The organism is Muricaecibacterium torontonense, from assembly GCF_004793925.1.
GTDB classification, from domain to species: Bacteria; Actinomycetota; Coriobacteriia; order Coriobacteriales; family Atopobiaceae; genus Leptogranulimonas; species Leptogranulimonas caecicola.
The window spans coordinates 21,704-37,866 of sequence record NZ_SRYE01000004.1 but is presented as its reverse complement, the minus strand read 5'-3'; the positions used below and the strand labels follow the sequence as shown (position 1 = coordinate 37,866).

At 56.2% G+C, this 16,163-nt stretch carries 13 protein-coding genes; 4 read left to right on the top strand and 9 right to left on the bottom strand.

The window, feature by feature from the left end; genetic code table 11:
• The first annotated feature begins 3 nt into the window (after nucleotides 1-3).
• The gene (gene ftsR / locus E5334_RS06565) at nucleotides 4-729 is read left to right on the top strand and encodes a transcriptional regulator FtsR (RefSeq protein ID WP_136012800.1); all 726 of its coding nucleotides are present in this window, start codon (nucleotides 4-6) and stop codon (nucleotides 727-729) included.
• Between the two features lie 187 nt (nucleotides 730-916).
• A complete protein-coding gene (locus E5334_RS06560) occupies nucleotides 917-1,450 on the top strand; it encodes an adenine phosphoribosyltransferase (protein WP_136012799.1) in 534 nt (177 codons plus the stop codon).
• A 183-nt stretch (nucleotides 1,451-1,633) separates the two neighbouring features.
• Here E5334_RS06560 and E5334_RS06555 read toward each other — a convergent pair whose 3' ends face one another.
• The 4 genes from E5334_RS06555 to E5334_RS06540 all read right to left on the bottom strand — a co-directional run bounded on the left by E5334_RS06555 (nucleotide 1,634) and on the right by E5334_RS06540 (nucleotide 5,935).
• Nucleotides 1,634-2,731: an AI-2E family transporter gene (locus E5334_RS06555; protein ID WP_136012798.1), complete on the bottom strand. Its 1,098-nt coding sequence runs from the start codon at nucleotides 2,729-2,731 to the stop codon at nucleotides 1,634-1,636.
• A gap of 201 nt (nucleotides 2,732-2,932) precedes the next feature.
• A complete protein-coding gene (locus E5334_RS06550; protein WP_136012797.1) occupies nucleotides 2,933-4,024 on the bottom strand; it encodes a glycerol dehydrogenase in 1,092 nt (363 codons plus the stop codon).
• A 90-nt stretch (nucleotides 4,025-4,114) separates the two neighbouring features.
• Nucleotides 4,115-4,840 (bottom strand): acetolactate decarboxylase, encoded by a 726-nt coding sequence (gene budA, locus E5334_RS06545; RefSeq protein WP_136012796.1) that lies wholly within the window; start codon nucleotides 4,838-4,840, stop codon nucleotides 4,115-4,117.
• Between the two features lie 69 nt (nucleotides 4,841-4,909).
• On the bottom strand, nucleotides 4,910-5,935 hold the full coding sequence (locus tag E5334_RS06540; protein ID WP_136012795.1) for a 2-keto-3-deoxygluconate permease: 1,026 nt from the start codon (nucleotides 5,933-5,935) through the stop codon (nucleotides 4,910-4,912).
• Nucleotides 5,936-6,184: 249 nt separating this feature from the next.
• Here E5334_RS06540 and E5334_RS06535 point away from each other — a divergent pair, with 249 nt between their 5' ends.
• Entirely contained in the window at nucleotides 6,185-7,855 is a 1,671-nt protein-coding gene (locus E5334_RS06535; protein ID WP_136012794.1) for a PucR family transcriptional regulator, read from the top strand.
• A gap of 234 nt (nucleotides 7,856-8,089) precedes the next feature.
• Nucleotides 8,090-9,541, top strand: a complete 1,452-nt coding sequence (locus E5334_RS06530; RefSeq protein ID WP_136012793.1) for an FAD-dependent oxidoreductase — start codon at nucleotides 8,090-8,092, stop codon at nucleotides 9,539-9,541.
• 19 nt (nucleotides 9,542-9,560) lie between these two features.
• On the opposite strand, the gene E5334_RS06525 is transcribed toward E5334_RS06530, so the two are convergent.
• The 5 genes from E5334_RS06525 to E5334_RS06505 all read right to left on the bottom strand — a co-directional run bounded on the left by E5334_RS06525 (nucleotide 9,561) and on the right by E5334_RS06505 (nucleotide 16,082).
• Nucleotides 9,561-11,321: a class I mannose-6-phosphate isomerase gene (locus E5334_RS06525; protein WP_136012792.1), complete on the bottom strand. Its 1,761-nt coding sequence runs from the start codon at nucleotides 11,319-11,321 to the stop codon at nucleotides 9,561-9,563.
• Nucleotides 11,322-11,526: 205 nt separating this feature from the next.
• Complete coding sequence (locus E5334_RS06520) at nucleotides 11,527-12,240, bottom strand: GntR family transcriptional regulator (protein WP_167604333.1); 714 nt, start codon at nucleotides 12,238-12,240, stop codon at nucleotides 11,527-11,529.
• Nucleotides 12,212-13,858: a chloride channel protein gene (locus E5334_RS06515; protein ID WP_136012790.1), complete on the bottom strand. Its 1,647-nt coding sequence runs from the start codon at nucleotides 13,856-13,858 to the stop codon at nucleotides 12,212-12,214. Before E5334_RS06515 ends, E5334_RS06520 begins: the two co-directional genes overlap by 29 nt.
• 58 nt (nucleotides 13,859-13,916) lie before the next feature.
• Nucleotides 13,917-14,858 (bottom strand): NAD(P)/FAD-dependent oxidoreductase, encoded by a 942-nt coding sequence (locus E5334_RS06510; protein ID WP_136012789.1) that lies wholly within the window; start codon nucleotides 14,856-14,858, stop codon nucleotides 13,917-13,919.
• 171 nt (nucleotides 14,859-15,029) lie between these two features.
• Nucleotides 15,030-16,082, bottom strand: coding sequence for an asparaginase (locus tag E5334_RS06505; protein ID WP_136012788.1), 1,053 nt, complete (start codon nucleotides 16,080-16,082; stop codon nucleotides 15,030-15,032).
• Nucleotides 16,083-16,163 lie beyond the last annotated feature (81 nt).

The following is a 16,163-nucleotide window of genomic DNA, read 5'->3' as shown; positions in this document are numbered from 1 at the left end:
CCTATGGCAGATGCCGGATACCTCACTATAGGTAAGGTGGTCAAGCGCCTGCAGGCAGAATACCCGGATCTCTCGGTTTCCAAGGTGCGCTACCTGGAGGACGAGGGCTTGCTCACGCCCTCGCGCACCCCTGGTGGCTATAGGCTCTACAGCTCAAAAGACATTAAGCGTCTAGAGACCATCCTCTACCTGCAAAAGCACAGGTTTCTACCCCTTTCCGTAATTCGCGAAGAGCTGGATGGCCATGGCGAGGAGTCTGTGGTGGCCCTAGCCAATGACTACCCTGAAGCCATAGTTGACGATGAGGAAGTGCGCAATTCCCTGCACCCTCTCGAGAATATGCCGGAGCTTCTGGGAGTTTCCATCGCGTTCGTGCGCGACTTGGCAAACATTGGCATCGTGGATCTCAAACGCAGCCCTCGTGGCCGCGAGTTGGTGAACGGGCACGATTTCCCTCTCATTCGCACCGCGGACTCCCTTAAACGTTTTGGTATAGAGCCTCGCAACCTGCGCCAGTATGTCAATGCTGCAAACCGCGAGACTACCATGTTCGAGCAGGCCCTCTCTGTCATGGGACCGCGCCAAGGCGAGTTCACGCCTGAGCAACGTGCCTCCTACAAACAGGCCTTTGAGCAATTGCTTTCCCTTACCAATGCCATAAGGGATGATCTTATCCGCAGGAATTTTCGCCAGGTGCTCGCAGCCATCTCGGACACCCAGGAGTCCTAGTGCTTCTTGGTTGTCCGATGGAAGGTATGCCGCCCTATAATCCCAAGGACAAAGCCCGGTTCTAAGGCGTACTATTTTATGGGCACTCACTCATAGGTGCCTTTTGAGAGCGCGCCCCAGTGCTCGTTTTGTCCTCTGCAACAGTCCCATGCCGGCCTGCTGCCCTTTACAAGGAGAAGCCACTGCCATGAGCAATTTTGCCTACACCGACCTTGTGGTCGACATCCCTGATTATCCGGAGCCTGGCGTCATCTTCAAAGACATCACCCCTCTTATCGCAGATCCCCAGGGCTTCTCTGCTGTCATCGATGGTCTGGCTGAGCATTTCATGGGTCTAGGTATCACCAAAGTGGTGGGCGCTGAGGCCCGTGGCTTTTTGGTTGGCGCTCCTGTGGCCTATCGTCTGGCCGCAGGTTTTGTCCCTGCCCGCAAGCCTGGCAAGCTCCCCCGTGATGTTATCTCCCAGGCTTACGCATTGGAGTACGGCACCGATGAGATCCAGATCCACGCAGACGCCCTCTCCCCGGAGGACCGCGTCCTCATCATCGACGACCTGGTAGCTACTGGTGGCACTGCCGTTGCCTGCGCTCAGCTGGTGGAGAAGGCCGGCGCCAAGGTCATTGGCTTTGGTTTTGCCCTCGAGCTGGCCTATCTCAATCCTCGCGAAGTCATCTCCCAGCACTTTGACCAGGAAGTCTACTCCCTCATCACCGTGGAGTAACTCGACTGGCTGCAGACTTCCTCATCACGCACGACCCCCTCCATGCAACGGCTCTCGAGCCGAAGGTGTGCAGGGGGTCTCTTTGTTACCCGTGAAACAAAGGGAGTGAGAGAGGAGGAGTTTCTCGGCATTGGATGCCGAGAAACTCCGCCGCCCAAGGTTTGAACCTGTGGCTCAATGAATTTAATGGGATGAGGCGGTAGGGCGGGGTGGACGTCGAAGCTCTTGGCGTATGAGCCGGTACACCACGGCGGTAAGCGGCACGGCAAAGATCATGCCTAGGATACCGCCAACTCCGCCGCCCAAGATCACAGTGGCCAGAACCCAAATGCCAGGCAGATCGATGGAAGTGCCCACTACACGGGGGTAGATGAGGTTACCTTCCACTTGCTGCAAAATCACCAGGTATGCCAAGAAGAAGAGAGCCTGGAGAGGGCTTTGGGTCAGGATGAGCAAGAATCCCACCAAACCGCCAATGAAAGCGCCAAAGATCGGGATGAGTGCAGTAAAGCCCACCACCACGCCGGTCATGCCCGCATAGGGGAGGCCAAGAATGGCCATGCCAAGAGCGCAGAGGGCTCCTAAGATGACGGCCTCGGTACACTGGCCTACCACAAAGCCACGAAAGCAGGAGTTGGCCACAGAGCAGATCTCTAGGAAACGGGCGTCTGCTCTGGCGGGGAGCCAATGGGCCAAGAGGCGCTTGGATTGCTCCAGGAGTTGCTCTTTGGAAATCAGCAGGTAGATGGCAAAAAAGAGGCCGATGATCCAATTGAGTGTGGTGTTCACTACTGTGCTTAGGAAAGTTGCAGTAAAGCCTAGAAGGGTATCGGCGCTTTGGGGAGCGAAGGAGCTGAAGAGGCGATCCATCTGATTGGAGAGGTCGCTTAGAGAGCCAAGATGGATGAAGCCGGTGTTGTTGATTTGGGCGACGAGCGATTCTAGAGTGGAAGGCAGTTGGGTCACAAGCATCTGGATGCACCTGATAAGCTCGGGAAACACCAACTGGCCTAGGAACACAAAGAGGGCGACGACGGTGAGGATAGAGGCCGTAAGACAGAGGCCGCGCTTGCCGCGGGAATGCCCTTTAGGCCAAAGCCCCTCATAAAAAGCCATAAGGATATTGAGCACATAGGCGATGGCGCAGCCCAAAAAGAGAGGGATGGCTGCAGCAAGCATCATTCCCAGCCAGTTCACCAAAAGATCCAAATAGTGAATAGCAAGGTAGAGCAGGAAGCAGGCGAGGCCCACTCTGCTTAAGGTCTTCCAGCTCAGATCCACAGAAGTCCTCTTTCAACGAGCGCTGCCCGCAAGGCGGCAGCCAAAGGTCTAAATGCACGTGGTGTAGAGCACACAAGCATAAAGACTACCCGACCCCTTTGCTCTTCATGAGAAATCCCCCAGCGGGGCCGGGGGATTTCGGGTAGAGGAAAGCGATGTGAACGTGCAACAGAGCTTTCTTAGGAGCCGGCCTTGAGGTGATTAGTCCTCGAGAAAGGCGTGGCCGAGGGCGTCGGCTTGGAACATGGCTGCAGTCAGCTGCTCGGGGGTCACGTCGCCTGCAAAATTGTGGATGGACTCGCCAGGGACGCAGGCCTTCTGGGCAGCGATGGCTACATGGCTGGGATCGGTGATGTTGATGGCCTCAAGGGTAAGGGGCAGATCCACAGCGTCCATGAACTCCATGACCTCGGCCAGCTCTTCGTCGGGAGCGTCCTCCAGCACCAGCTGCACCAGCGTGCCAAAGGCCACGATGTTGCCGTGGGGGATAGACTCGCACTCCTCCAGAGCAGTGGTGCCGTTGTAGACGGAGTGAGCGACGCAGAGGCCGGCGTTGTCGGCGCCTACGCCAGAAAGGTAGATGTTGGCCTCGATGCAGGATTCCAGAGCGGGCACCATCACGCCCTTCTCGGCAGCCACCTTTGCGCGGAACCCGTCCTTGATAAGGGTGTCGCGGCATAGGGTGCAAAGGGCCATGGCAGAGAGGGTAACCTCGGTGTTTTCCAGAGAGAGGCTCTTGGTGCGCTGGCAGGCGCGAGCCTCGTAGTAGGTGCCCAGGGCATCGCCCATGCCGGCCACCAGGAACTTCACGGGGGCATCCATGATGATGGTGCTGTCAACAATCACCACGTCGGGGTTTTTGGGATAGAAGAGGTATTCGGCAAAGGAGCCGTCGTCGTGATAGATGACGGAGAGACCGGTGCAAGGGGCATCGGTGGCTGCCACAGTGGGGATGATCACTACGGGTTTGCCCTGATAGAAAGCAGTGGCCTTAGCGGTGTCGATGGCAGAGCCGCCGCCTATGCCGCACACGACATCGATGTCATCATCTACTACGATCTGGCCCATCTTGGTGATCTCGCCCTCAGAGGAGATGCCGCCAAACTGCTCGAAGCGCAGATAGCTATCAGTGCCATCGCAGCTCTTGGTGATCTTGGGCTCTGCTGCAGCGAGGCCGCTGTGGCTGCAGATGAACAGGAAACGCTTGCCATACCCCTTGCAAATGTCATAGAAGTCGTTCAGGCAGTCCGGGGACTGGGCGTACATCGAAGGGGCGCGCATTGCTTTGTACATGGGAAATCCTTTCCACAACAGACATCCGAATGCCCACTTTTGAGCTGTCGGATGTCTCATTTATATGCCCTTTACCTGGGCAACGATCGGTTATTTACCACCCTCTACCTTGGCAGTGGCCTCGGCCAGGTCCTCGGTGAGGTCGAGGTCTGCAAACTCGGGATTGTCAGGCATGATGAGCGCGAGTTCTCGATAGCTCTCGAGGGTGCCGGAGACGTCGCCAATGGACATCTCGAGAATGTGGCCGCCGCGCTTCTTGTCCTCAGAGAGGAAGTGCAGGTGCCAGCCGGGCATATTGATGCCGTCTACAAAGCTGGGGCACCAGACGCCAATGACCCAGCCCTCCTCGTCACGGCTTACGAACTCACGCTGGTCGGTGGCTGCCTCAGAGAGCGTGGTGTAGGGCTTCTGCTGCTTGAAGCAGCTGCGCCACTTCATGGTGGGGAAGGTGCCCTTCATGGCTACCAGCCACCAGTAGTTGTCGTTTCCGTCGGTGCCGGCGCGCACCTCATCCAATGCAGCTTTGACAGCGGCCATATCGGAGGCGTCGGCAATGCCAAACTCCGTTGCCTTCTCGTTGAAGTTGGCCACAGTGGAGAAGGCCACCTTCTCGTCGTTGCCATAGGGCATGACCTCGCCGTCGGCATGCCCGTCATAGGCGACGCCGTCGCAGATGATGGCCTCTCCGTCGAGACCCTCATAGGTGCCAATGCCCCAAGAGCCATGGGAGAGAAGCTCGCCAACGGTCACTACGCCGTCGAAGTTGCCCAGCATCAGGGCGTTTAGGGTGCTCACTTGGTAAAAGACAGAGGACATGATGACTCCTTTGGTATCAAGTACACGGGTAGTTAACTTACGCGGTGGCGCGTGTTTCTCGGCAAGGGATTAGACGGCTTCCTCGGAGAGCTCGTCTACTGAGAGCGGGGTGACCTTGTCGCCCTGAGAGGCGGCCTCGGCAGCGATCTCGGCATTGGTCTTCACATGGTTCTTTTGGATGAAGAACTTGGTGATGTAGGGGGTGGCGAAGGTGGTGACAAACATGATCATGGCGAGCTGGGAGACGGCGTCGGCGACGAAGGGCTCATAAATGCCTGCAGCAGAGGCGGCCATCATGGGGATGGAGAGGGCTACGCCGGCGACCGAGCAGCTGGCTACAGAGGCATAGCCGCCGCCATGGAGCACTTTGCGGTCAAAGAAGTAGAGGGGCACGATGGAGATGACATAGAAGAGCACGGTGAGCAGGATGCCCTGGGGGATCTGCTTGGCGGCCTCGGCCAGGTTAATGACAGCGCCAAACTGGAAGCCGATAAAGGGGAGCACGCAGTTGTTGCCGCTCTTGAACAGGTCGCGGATTGCGGGGTCGATGTTGCCAAGCACGATGCCAAAGATAAAGGGAACTAGGAGGCTCACGATGGACATCCAGTTGATGTCGCCGCCGTTAGCGCTATTGAGCAGCACCATGGGAAGCACGGGCATGGAGAACATCATGAGGATGCCAAAGAGGGCATAGTCAACGGAGTTGCCGTAGGGCTCGATGATGCCCATGTAGAGGGCGCCGTTGCAGCTGGTGATAGCGATGGCGAAAGCCAGGAAGCTCACGCCCAGCAGGCCGGCTTGGCCAAAGAGGGACAAGAACAAGAGGGCTGCGCCGTAGGCGACGCCGTACTTAACCAGCAGGAAGGGGAGGCCTTTCTTGGCCACCAGGCCCAGCTGCGAGAGGGAAAGCTGGGTGCCGGTGAAGAAGAGGAGCAAGCCGATGCAGAGCTGCATGCCTGCGGCGGTGAACATGGATTGGGTGGGATCGCCAATCTCCAAAATCTGAGGGCAGAAGGTGTGGATAAGTGCGCCGATGATGGTAGGAACCAACAGAATGCCGGCAGGTACTTTTTGGATGGTGCGCAACAACTTCATGGGGGAGTCCTTTCTCCGCCGCTACAAAGCAAACCCGATTTGCGATGGGGGACCGGCTCCATCAAATACACCGGTGATTCCAACAGGCGTTGGTTTTGGTCAGTGGATATTCTGCCTGGGTATGCAACCAAATGCTCTGTTAAATGTGACAAAATGAAACTGTCCCTTGTGCACAATTGACAAATAATAGGGACATATGAGATGCAATATGTTCAGCAAACCTGCAGCATTACGGGATGAGGAGATTCGATGCTGGATTTTGGCAATGTGGTAGCGCATTTAGTGAGCGCCGGCGCCCGCGTGCCCTTTGCCTACGATCCCGACATTCACGTTACTTCTGTAGGCTACCTGGATTCCTCTGACACAGCCTCTGAATCTAGCCACATCCAAGTAGGATATGCTTCTACATTTTATAGATTGGGAGCCAATGCGCATCCGGGCCTCTATGTGCTTGCCACAGATATAGCTGCCGAGGAGATCCAACCTCCACGTCCTGGCTGCCATCTGATCCTGGTAGAAAACACCGACGATCTCGCTCGTCTGGTAGAAGACTTGCAGCTGTTGGTGCGCCAGAGCGGTTCTGCAGGCTCGCTGGATCGCCTTATGCGCATTTTGCTGGATCGCGACGATCTCCCTGCTTTGGCAGAGTGCGCCTCAGAGGTGCTTAGAAACCCAGTGATTGTGTGCGATGCATCCTATAACATCGTGGCTCACTCTGAATATCACGGCACGGCAGACGCGGTGTGGCGCACCGGCCTTACGCGTGGCTATCTCACCTTCGAGTTCATCGCCAAACTCCGAGGGCAAGACACCAACTACTTTGAGACCGACGCATCCCGTGTCTCAACGATCGTGGAGCGCATCTCTCCTCACCGTCGACTTATGCATAAGCTCATCTATGGAGGCTCCTTTGTAGGCTATCTTCTGGTGTTGGAGCTAGAAAGCGCACTGGAGGAGACGTCTACAACCCTCTATCGTCAGGTGGCAGAGATCTTGGCAAAGCAGATGGCCTCAGAGAAAGCCATTGCCGGTCAGTTTCACACCCATCGCAGTCGTGAGGTCAATCTCTTGTTGGACCTCATGAGCAACCGCGTGGTAAGTCGCCGTATGTTTGACGAGCTGGTGGGTCAAACCAGTTTCGCAGCCGAGCAATCCTATGTGGTGCTCGCTCTAGATTTGCGCCTCGAGCTCATGGACAACGTGGTGCAAGACTCTCTGCGTCAGCGCATCAATGAGATGGTACCCGACTGCTATGCGGTGTTCAGAGATTCCTGGGTGTTGGTATTGGTGTGCATGCCCAAAGATGCAGCGTTATCCCGAGCAAGCATTGCGCCAGGAGGCGCACAAGTGCGTATTGGCGCAACTATAAGCAAATATATGCATCCTGTACGCGCATTTTTGGAAGAAAGCGATCTTCGAGGCGGATTATCAGAGCCTTTTTCAGATCTCTATGACTTGCCCTGGCATGTCGAGCAAGCAGAGCAATCAGTGCGCGTTGCAGAAAGCTTGTCACGAGTACAAAGTGAAAGATTTGAATATTTGGGTGATGGGGGAGAGCTGTCAAAGACACGCTTTGGGGGAGCCGCCATCTTGAATCCTGTGCCATATGATCGAGTGCGCTTCGATCATCTTCTGGCATATGTGCCTGAACATCGCCGGCTTTGGTTTGTGTCTCCAGAGGTGCGCCATTTGATTGCCGAGGAAGGTGTCGATAGCGAGCTCTTCGAAACTTTGGATACCTATATGTCCCACGCCTCATCGTTGGCCCGCACCGCCGAGGCGTGCTTTGTGCATCGCAACACAGTGAAGTATCGCCTAGAGACCCTGAGACAAAAGTACGGCATTGATGTAGATGATGACGCTGGCTTCTATGACCTGGCGATGTCAGTAGCTATCGCACGGCGCAGTTCCGGTTATTAGGTAAACCATGCTTCTGAGTCGGGGAAGGGCCATGACGTCCAAGAATGCCCGTATAAGCAGATGCTCATAACCTCTACTTTACATAACATATATTATCCGAGAAATGCTGCAACCAGCGCAGGGGAGTCTCATCTAGAAGTTTTGGCTACGTAAGTCGAAAGCTCTACTGACGCTCTGTCATACTGAGCATTCAAGATCAATAGCCATCGATCGCTATAACTCAGAAGGGCTCTCATGAAACTCTTGCGCTGCGATGTCTGTGTAGTGGGATCTGGCATTGCTGGAATCTCTGCCGCTTTGGCCGCTCGCGAAGCGGGCGCCTGTGTGGTCCTGGTGAGCTTGGGCACGTTGGGATCAGGCGCGAGCTTTTCTGGCACTACCTGGGGTCTTGGTATGGTGGGCCCCCTTAGCGACAGCACTGAAGATAAAGAGGCTTTTGTTCAGGGCATCCTGGCCCCCGCAGGCGACGTGGCCACTTCAGGGATGGCAGAGGTGCTCGCAAATAGATTTTATGAGTCTCTGACCACCTTTGAACGTTGGGGTGCAGTATTAGAACCTGCCGAGAAAGGCCAAGAAACCCACCGGAGCTATGTGCCGTGCTTTGACACAGAGACGCGTGGATGGTTTGGTTTTCATGCCGGGCCCTCGCATGACCCATTGGTGAGTACGGTACTCCGATCAGGGGTGGAGTGTTTCTCGGCAGCCCAAGCCCTCTCTTTGTTAAAAGACCCAGACACCGGAGCCCTTAGTGGGCTTGTAGCTTCCTGTGAGGGAGAGCTCATGGCTGTGGTATGTCCCTGTGTGGTGCTGGCCACAGGAGGCATGGCGGCGCTCAGAAAGCCCACACTCTCTTCGGGGCAATGCCGAGGCGTCGGAGCTTCTATGGCGGCGGACGCAGGAGCTCAGGTGGCTAATCTGGAGTTCGAGCAGCTCATGGTGGGCATCAAGACTTCAGGGGCGCCTGCGGTATTCAATGAGAAGCTCTGGCGTTACACACGGCTGGAGAAAGACGGTAAAGACGTGTTCCGGCTTGCGGGCATTGACGAGCAGGAGGCCAAGGCAGCGCTGGAAGCTCATTCTTGGCATGGCCCCTATACCTCCCAGCGGCCTTCTCGCAAAGTGGAAGAGGCCATTTGGGCGGTAGGCGGGTCGTGTGACGCGATCATTAAGCGCCCCGAGGGCGAGCTGCCTTCCTTCATCGCCACATACATGGATTGGCTCCAAGAGGCCCATGGGCTGGGATTTGGCGACAAGCTGCCTGTCGCGGTCTATCACCAAGCTTCCAATGGCGGCATCGTGATAGATCCGAAGACCTGTCAAACCCAGGTAGAGGGCCTTTATGCCGCAGGAGAGTGCGCTCCCCTCTTCGCCATTGACCGGCTAGGCGGCATCGCCAGCTCTCAAGCCATGGTATTTGGCCAGTTGGCAGGGATTGAAGGGGCGGCCTACGCCAAGAGACGCCCGTTGGCGCCGGAAGTGCTGACGGATCAGTTGCAGTTGGTTTCTTGCCCGGATGAACAGGCAGCCACGCCGAAAGACCTGAAGAGCTTGGATGCCCCCCAATTAAAATGCAAATTTGAGCAATGGAGAGCCTATCATCAGGCGCACGGAGAAGCGCTTCTTAAGGCATGCATCCAGCGAAGGATCGTTTCTGGCAAGGAGCCGGGACCAACACTGTGTCCCTGACCGCTAGGCTCTGCGCACATCAGGCTTGACGCACCTGTGCCACCAGCACTTTAATCGGCTCATCGTCTATGGCCGGCCGCAAACGATAACTTTGCACCTGGGCTGGCACGATGACGGTCTCCGCATAGTGGATCTCTCTGGGCTCGAAGGCGCCCTGAGGGCTTTCGAGCCACGCGGCGGTCCCTTCTACCAGATTAAATACCTGTACTTCGCCTTGAGTGGACAAATCGATGGCGCGAGAGGAGCTATAGCGGCGCGTCTCTATGAACTCCAACTCGTGCAGGCCTGTCTTCTCTACCTTGAGGTCTTCGTCGTCGTAAAGCGTCTCAACCTGATTGATCAGATGTCCTTTCACCCAGGAGGCGTCTCTGTCCCACTGGATGTTTCGAGCGCCGTCTTCTATGTGAATGGGCCGGGGGTTTCCGTCAAGATCGGTGCGGTCCCAGTCCCAGAGCTTGTAGGTGAAGATGTAAGGGGTGGCGCTGACTTCCAACACCATGCAGTCTGCTGAGGAGCAATGGACGGTGCCGGCGGGAATAAGAAAGTGGTCATGTTTGGCTGCGGGCCAGAAGTTGACGTATTTAGCGGCATCAAAAGAGCCTGTGACCTGTGCTTCCTTGAGATCGCCAATCATTTGATCGCTATCGATGCCCTCTTTTACCCCAAGGTAAACCCCGCCATTTTGTCCTGCATCCAAAATGTAATAACTCTCATCCTGGGTGTAGGTCATGCCATAATGGTTTATTATATAATCTGTCGTGGGGTGCACTTGCAAGCTGAGGTTCTGGCCGCCCATGGTGTCCAGCAAATCGAACCGTATTGGGAATTCTGCGCCAAAACGTGCATAGTTACGGGTGCCAAGCAGCTCTTTTGGATGAGCCAAGACAATATCTTGAGCCGGCACCTCCACATTGGTGGTGCCATAGCGCAAAAGCACGCTGTTCTCTTCTGGCACTCCGTCAAAACTCCAGGCATAATTCGGCGCCTCAGAGCTTAGGCCAAAGTGCTCTCGCATCCATTGGCCGCCCCACACTCCCGGGTCAAAATATGGCACCATGCGAAACGGCGAACGCACCGCCTGGGCAAGCCCTGCGCGATAGGCGTCCCCGCTTATCATGAGCGGTTTTTGCCTATGGGTAAGCGCAAGCAGGTAATCGAGGCTGGGCTGGAGCTGGCGCTTGATTTTGTCAGCCAGCCGCCATTCAATGAAATAGCCGCGTTTGAATTTGCGCGTGTTGGACTCTTGAGGGTTGTCCCAAAAATGATTGGGCATCCCTTGGCGGTACCTTTGTTGGATTTCCCAACGAGAGATGTCTCCATAGACGGTAAGCACCTGCTCTTCAGGAAGCTCACGGGCACAAGGTTCTGCAATCAAAGAAGCCCCAAAACCCCAGACAATTACCGGCCTGTGAGCTTTTAGGCAACGGCGGATATCTTCCTGGATGCGAGCCTGTGCGCTTGTATCCATAAGGTCTTGCAGAGCGCCCCTGTACATGACGCCGCGAACGCTGTCAGAAGTGACGTGAGGGGCAAGGATCGCCTGAATAGCCTCCTGATCTAGATAAGCGTCCCTGGCATCTATCACTGTTGCGTCGGGAAATGCGGAGGCCACCAAATCCAGAGCTTCAGAAGATATCCCTGGGTATGCCTCCACCACTATGAGGCGTGCCTGCGTGCGGGAAGACAGCTCCTCCAAGATCGCCTGGGGAGTCTCCCATAGGGCATGGTCATAGCCATCAACTTTGATAGTGGGTGAAAGATCGTAGCGGCAATCGCTCATAAGGCCCCTCCAACTCGATGGCTTTTTGGCTCATTGGCACGACAGGGCTTCGGGATGAAATCCGGGAAATCCATCTGATACATCCTAATGTTATGACAATATGGACAATAGCATAGTAGAGGTCTAAAAAGAAGAGCTTGCGATGATGGATAAAAGCATGAAAGGTAAACAGTTCTCCCTCATACGTGCCGAGAAAAGCTTCCGCCTACTCCCCTAGCCGGATAGTAAGCTCGTAATCTTGGCCTCGATAGGTGGAGTTGGTGTATTCCACAGGCATCTGTCCAAAGGAACCTTGTCGGCAGCGCTTCAAGAGAGCTCCCTCCCCTAGCCCCTCGAATCTCTCACGATCTTTCCCTGTGGGATTAGCAGCACGCACGGTTTCTACAATAGAGGTCACGGGAAAGCCAAGCTCTCCCAAATACTCGTAGAGCGAGCCGGTGTCATCCAAGCGATCAAAAGGCACCTCTGGCGATAGATAGGTCTCGAAGTAGGCAGCCCTATGATCATTGATAACAGTGGCGCGGCAAAGCCGAACTACTTTCTGAGCACGAGGGATTCCAAAAAACTCTGCAACCTCCTCAGGAGGGGTTTCTCGGCTAAGAGACAGCAGCTTTCTCTCGGTATGGTTCCTCACTTCTGCAAAGTCAGAAAAACTCGAGTGCAAATGGGTTTCAATGAGGTCCTGAGGTTCGAGCACCAAGGTCCCCTTGCCCCGACGGCGTTCTATCAGGCCTCGGGACACCAGTTTGTCCAAGGCTTGACGCACAGTGATGCGTGAGACGCCAAACTCTTCCATTAAGGCCATCTCGCCGGGCATCGTGCTTCCCACAGGATAGGTGCCGTTGGCTATGCGCTCGCTGAGGATTTGGGCGATCTGGCTCCAAAGCGGCTTATCTCCGGGGAGACTGACGAGCTGCATGAGAGGGTCCTTCCTGAGGGGGCGAAGATGAGGGGGTTTCATTGGCCTGGTGGGGATATCCAGGCCTAAAGAGAGCTTCGATGCGAGCTTCTGCAATAGGAGCCAAGGCGGAGTCTATTACAAAAAGCACCCCGTCAGCGGCTTCCAGCACGAGATCCTGGCTTGGCACGAGCGAACGTCCGCAGCGGGTCACCAGGCACACCGAGCTGCCCTGCGGGCAATGCAACTCTGAGAGCCTTTTGCCTTCTGCCTCACAGCCAAAGTTCACATACCAGGTATGGGTAACCACTGAGCGCCTGGGCGCCTTTACGATCTCATCGCTGTCATGGGCCAGTAGATTTCCAAGCAGATGTTCGTAGTAGCCAGGCGTTTTAGTAAGGTTTGCCACCACATAGGCTACCAGGCTCACCAACCCCAAGGAAAGCAGCGCCGAGAAGCTTCCAGTGAGCTCGAACACCAAAAGGCATCCGGTCACTGGCGCTTGGACTGCGCCCGCGAAGAGGCCTGCAATACCCAGGAGCATAAAATTGTTGATATAGGCGCCATCGAGGCCGAGAAATGCCACCGCTGCACGCCCAAACAACGCTCCAGCAAGCGCACCCATGACTACAAGCGGGTAAAGGGTCCCTCCTGGAGCCCCGGAGCTGGCCGAGATATTGGTAAATAAGTATTTGCCCAACAGCAAGAGCAGCAGAAGGATCGTGGGGTGGTTTGAAACCCGGACGAGGATCTCTAAGATGGCGTCGCCGCCGTCCATGAGGGAGGGAGCTGCAAAGGCGCAGAGGCCTGCAAGCCCAAAGGGGATGGCCAGCCGCGACAGGGGAAGGTGAGAGCGGATCTTGCCATAGAGCGCTTGACCTAAGAACATGCCGCGATTATGCAAAGCCCCAAGCAGCCCCAAAAAGACCCCCAGAAGCGCTACCAGCCCATAGGCGATATGGGGCAAATCAAAGGCGAATCTGATGGGGATCAGGGGGTCTTCTCCTAAAAGGGCCCCTGTGCACAGCACCGCAGCTACCGCAGAGGCCATGGTGCCAATGACAAGCGGCGCAGAAAACGATTTGTGGATCTCTTCTACCGCAAACATGACCCCGGTGAGCGGAGCAGAGAAGGCTGCCGCCATTCCGGCTCCTGCCCCACAGGTCACCAGCAGGCGCCTCTCTTCTTCTGTGGCACGAGTAAGCTCTGAGACCGCCTTGCCGCACATGCCTCCGAGCTGGACCGACGGCCCTTCTCGGCCAAGAGAGAGCCCAGCAAAGGCAGTGATGCCGCCTTCAAGCACCTTGATGGGGACCACGCGACGCCAAGGAAGATCCAGCCGACCAAGGGCGTCTGCTTCAACCTGAGGAATGCCGGAGCCTACTGTGCCTGGGGCAAAGCGCATGAGCGCGCTCAGAAGCAAAAGCAGCAGCACCAGAACGGCGATCCAGAGAGGAATGATCAGTGGGCTGGTTGCTGCCTGCGAGGTAATGGCGCGCAGCATGTCTTCGCATTGCGAGAGCAAAAAGCGGTAACCGGCGACGAGCACTCCTACGATGCAGCCCACAAGCGCACCGCGCACCACCATAAAGATCTGAAATGTGCGAGAGAGAGGAGCCAGTGCAACCTGAGACTTCATAAGCCTCTACTCCCCTCTCTCGCACGCTGCCATCCAGAGCTAGTGTACTCCTTAGAGCTTAGATCACGAGATTGCCCAGATAGAGTGCAGCGCTGTTGGCTGCAATGGCGCCATCGGAGGCAGCCGTGATCACTTGGCGCAACGGCTTTTGACGCAGATCGCCTGCCACAAAAAAGCCGGGGGTGGCAGTGGACATATCCTCGTTGGCCACTACTTCGCCAGCGCCGTTGATCTGGGTGAAGGGGGCTGCCAGCTCAGAAGCCGGAATCATGCCGATAAACACGAACACGCCAAAAGAGCCCGCCTCGTGCGTGTAGGTTTGGGTCTCGCCGGTGGCCGTGTCTTTGAGCACGATGGTCTGGGGTAGCATGCCTTCGCCAGAGAGGCTCTTGATCGCGCACTGGTAGCGGATCTCGATCTTGGGATTGAGCGTCACCTTCTCCTGCAGCGCGGCTTGGGCGCGCAGATGGTCCTTGCGCACAATGAGCACGACTTTCTTGCAGATGCGTGAGAGAAAGTCGGCCTCCTCGCATGCAGTGTTGCCGCCACCCACGACATAGACCAGCTTGTCGCGATAGAACATGCCGTCGCAGGTGGCGCAATAGCTCACGCCATGGCCCTTGAAGGCATCCTCGCCCTCAAATCCAGCAGAGCGGGGCGAGCCGCCCGTGGAAAGGATCACTGCGCGCGCTTGATAGGTCTCGCTCCATCCGGTGAGCAAAAAGAGGCCTGTGGCAGGATCATGCTCGATCGAAGTGACGCTGTCCGATGTGAAGGCGGCGCCTAAAGACTCTGCATGGGCATGCATGCGCTCGGAGAGTTCGGCACCGCTGATAGACTCAATGCCAGGGTAGTTGTCTACCATATCCGATTGAGCGATCTGCCCGCCAAACATACCTGCTTCTAGAGTGATGGCATCCAGACCGGCACGGTCTGCATAGATGGCTGCCGTCAGGCCTGCAGGGCCCGCACCTACAATGGCAAGATCATGAGAGATCATAGTAATACCCTTTCTCAAAGGTCCCAAAAGACCTATGGCCTTGGGATCGCTACAGATCTAACAGCCCTGATACGAGGGCGTCGCTTGGTAAAGACACCTAGATCTATTCCCATAATCATGGCAGCAAGAGGTCGGCAGCGTTACCCCATAAGGGATTCAAAAGTTATCCAGTTAGACGGTAAGTTCGCCGCGCATGGACACTGGCACGTACGCAGCGGCTTGCTGTGGGGTGAGTCCCCGGCCAAAAAGGTGCATGAGTTTGGTCAAGGCTGCCTCGCAGGTCATATCGCACCCGGAGATGACGCCGGCTTTGGCCAGGGCATCTCCTGTGGCATAGCGCTGCTCTTCGACGCCGCCTGCGGGACATTGGGTAACGTTAACCACCAGTAAGCCGGATTTCACTGCATGGGCTATCGCATCCACGAACCATGGTTCTGTAGGGGCGTTGCCTGCGCCAAAGGTGCGAAGGACCACGGCTTTGAGTCCCGGGGCACTCAGTTGGCTTTCCAGGATTTGCTGGGTAATGCCAGGATAGAGATAGATGACGCTCACCGCAGGGTCCATGGTGAAGAAAGGCGTGAGCGGTGTGTCGCCTGCGGGGCGCCAGAGCTGCTTTTTTCTAAAGTCGATATGAAGGTCCATGGCGCAGAGCGCGGGATAGTTGTAAGAGGTAAAGGCGCCAAAATCTGTGGAGCTCACCTTAGTGGAGCGGTTGCCTCGCCACAGATAGCGGCCAAAGGAGATGGCCACCTCTCGCACCATGGCTCCCCCGTCTGTCGGGTCTTTGGCGGCAGCCACTTGAAGAGCGGTGAGGAGGTTCTCTGTGCCATCCTCGCGTATCTCGCCAATGGGCAACTGGGACCCCGTAAGAATCACTGGTTTGGTGAGCCCCTCAAGCATGAAAGAGAGCGCCGAGGCGGTATAGGCCATAGTGTCAGTCCCATGGAGCACCACAAATCCGTCGTAGTCCTCATAGGCATCGGCAATGGTGTGGGCGATTTGGCTCCAAGCGGCCGGATTCATGTTGGAGGAATCGATAGGCGGGTCAAACTCCTTGTGATTCAAGTCGTAGCCTAAAAGCTTTAGCTTTGGCACCCCATCCATGAGATGGGCAAAGTCAAAAGGCACAAGCGCCCCTGTGGCGGGGTCTTCCACCATGCCAATGGTCCCACCGGTATAGATAAGCAAAAGCCGAGGGCGTTTTGTCGCAGTAGGAGCAGCCATGGGCACGCCTCCAAATTAATGATGTCAACAGAAATTATGGCAACCAACAGAAGGATACCCTTCCAGAAAGAGTTCTAAGAT

Excerpts from the sequence above, each read along its gene's own strand:
- ftsR (WP_136012800.1), top strand. The coding sequence starts at position 4 with ATGGCAGATGCCGGATACCTCACTATAGGTAAGGTGGTCAAGCGCCTG.
- E5334_RS06560 (WP_136012799.1), top strand. The coding sequence starts at position 917 with ATGAGCAATTTTGCCTACACCGACCTTGTGGTCGACATCCCTGATTAT.
- E5334_RS06550 (WP_136012797.1), bottom strand. The coding sequence starts at position 4,024 with ATGTACAAAGCAATGCGCGCCCCTTCGATGTACGCCCAGTCCCCGGAC.
- budA (WP_136012796.1), bottom strand. The coding sequence starts at position 4,840 with ATGTCCTCTGTCTTTTACCAAGTGAGCACCCTAAACGCCCTGATGCTG.
- E5334_RS06540 (WP_136012795.1), bottom strand. The coding sequence starts at position 5,935 with ATGAAGTTGTTGCGCACCATCCAAAAAGTACCTGCCGGCATTCTGTTG.
- E5334_RS06535 (WP_136012794.1), top strand. The coding sequence starts at position 6,185 with ATGCTGGATTTTGGCAATGTGGTAGCGCATTTAGTGAGCGCCGGCGCC.
- E5334_RS06530 (WP_136012793.1), top strand. The coding sequence starts at position 8,090 with ATGAAACTCTTGCGCTGCGATGTCTGTGTAGTGGGATCTGGCATTGCT.
- E5334_RS06525 (WP_136012792.1), bottom strand. The coding sequence starts at position 11,321 with ATGAGCGATTGCCGCTACGATCTTTCACCCACTATCAAAGTTGATGGC.
- E5334_RS06520 (WP_167604333.1), bottom strand. The coding sequence starts at position 12,240 with ATGCAGCTCGTCAGTCTCCCCGGAGATAAGCCGCTTTGGAGCCAGATC.
- E5334_RS06515 (WP_136012790.1), bottom strand. The coding sequence starts at position 13,858 with ATGAAGTCTCAGGTTGCACTGGCTCCTCTCTCTCGCACATTTCAGATC.
- E5334_RS06510 (WP_136012789.1), bottom strand. The coding sequence starts at position 14,858 with ATGATCTCTCATGATCTTGCCATTGTAGGTGCGGGCCCTGCAGGCCTG.
- E5334_RS06505 (WP_136012788.1), bottom strand. The coding sequence starts at position 16,082 with ATGGCTGCTCCTACTGCGACAAAACGCCCTCGGCTTTTGCTTATCTAT.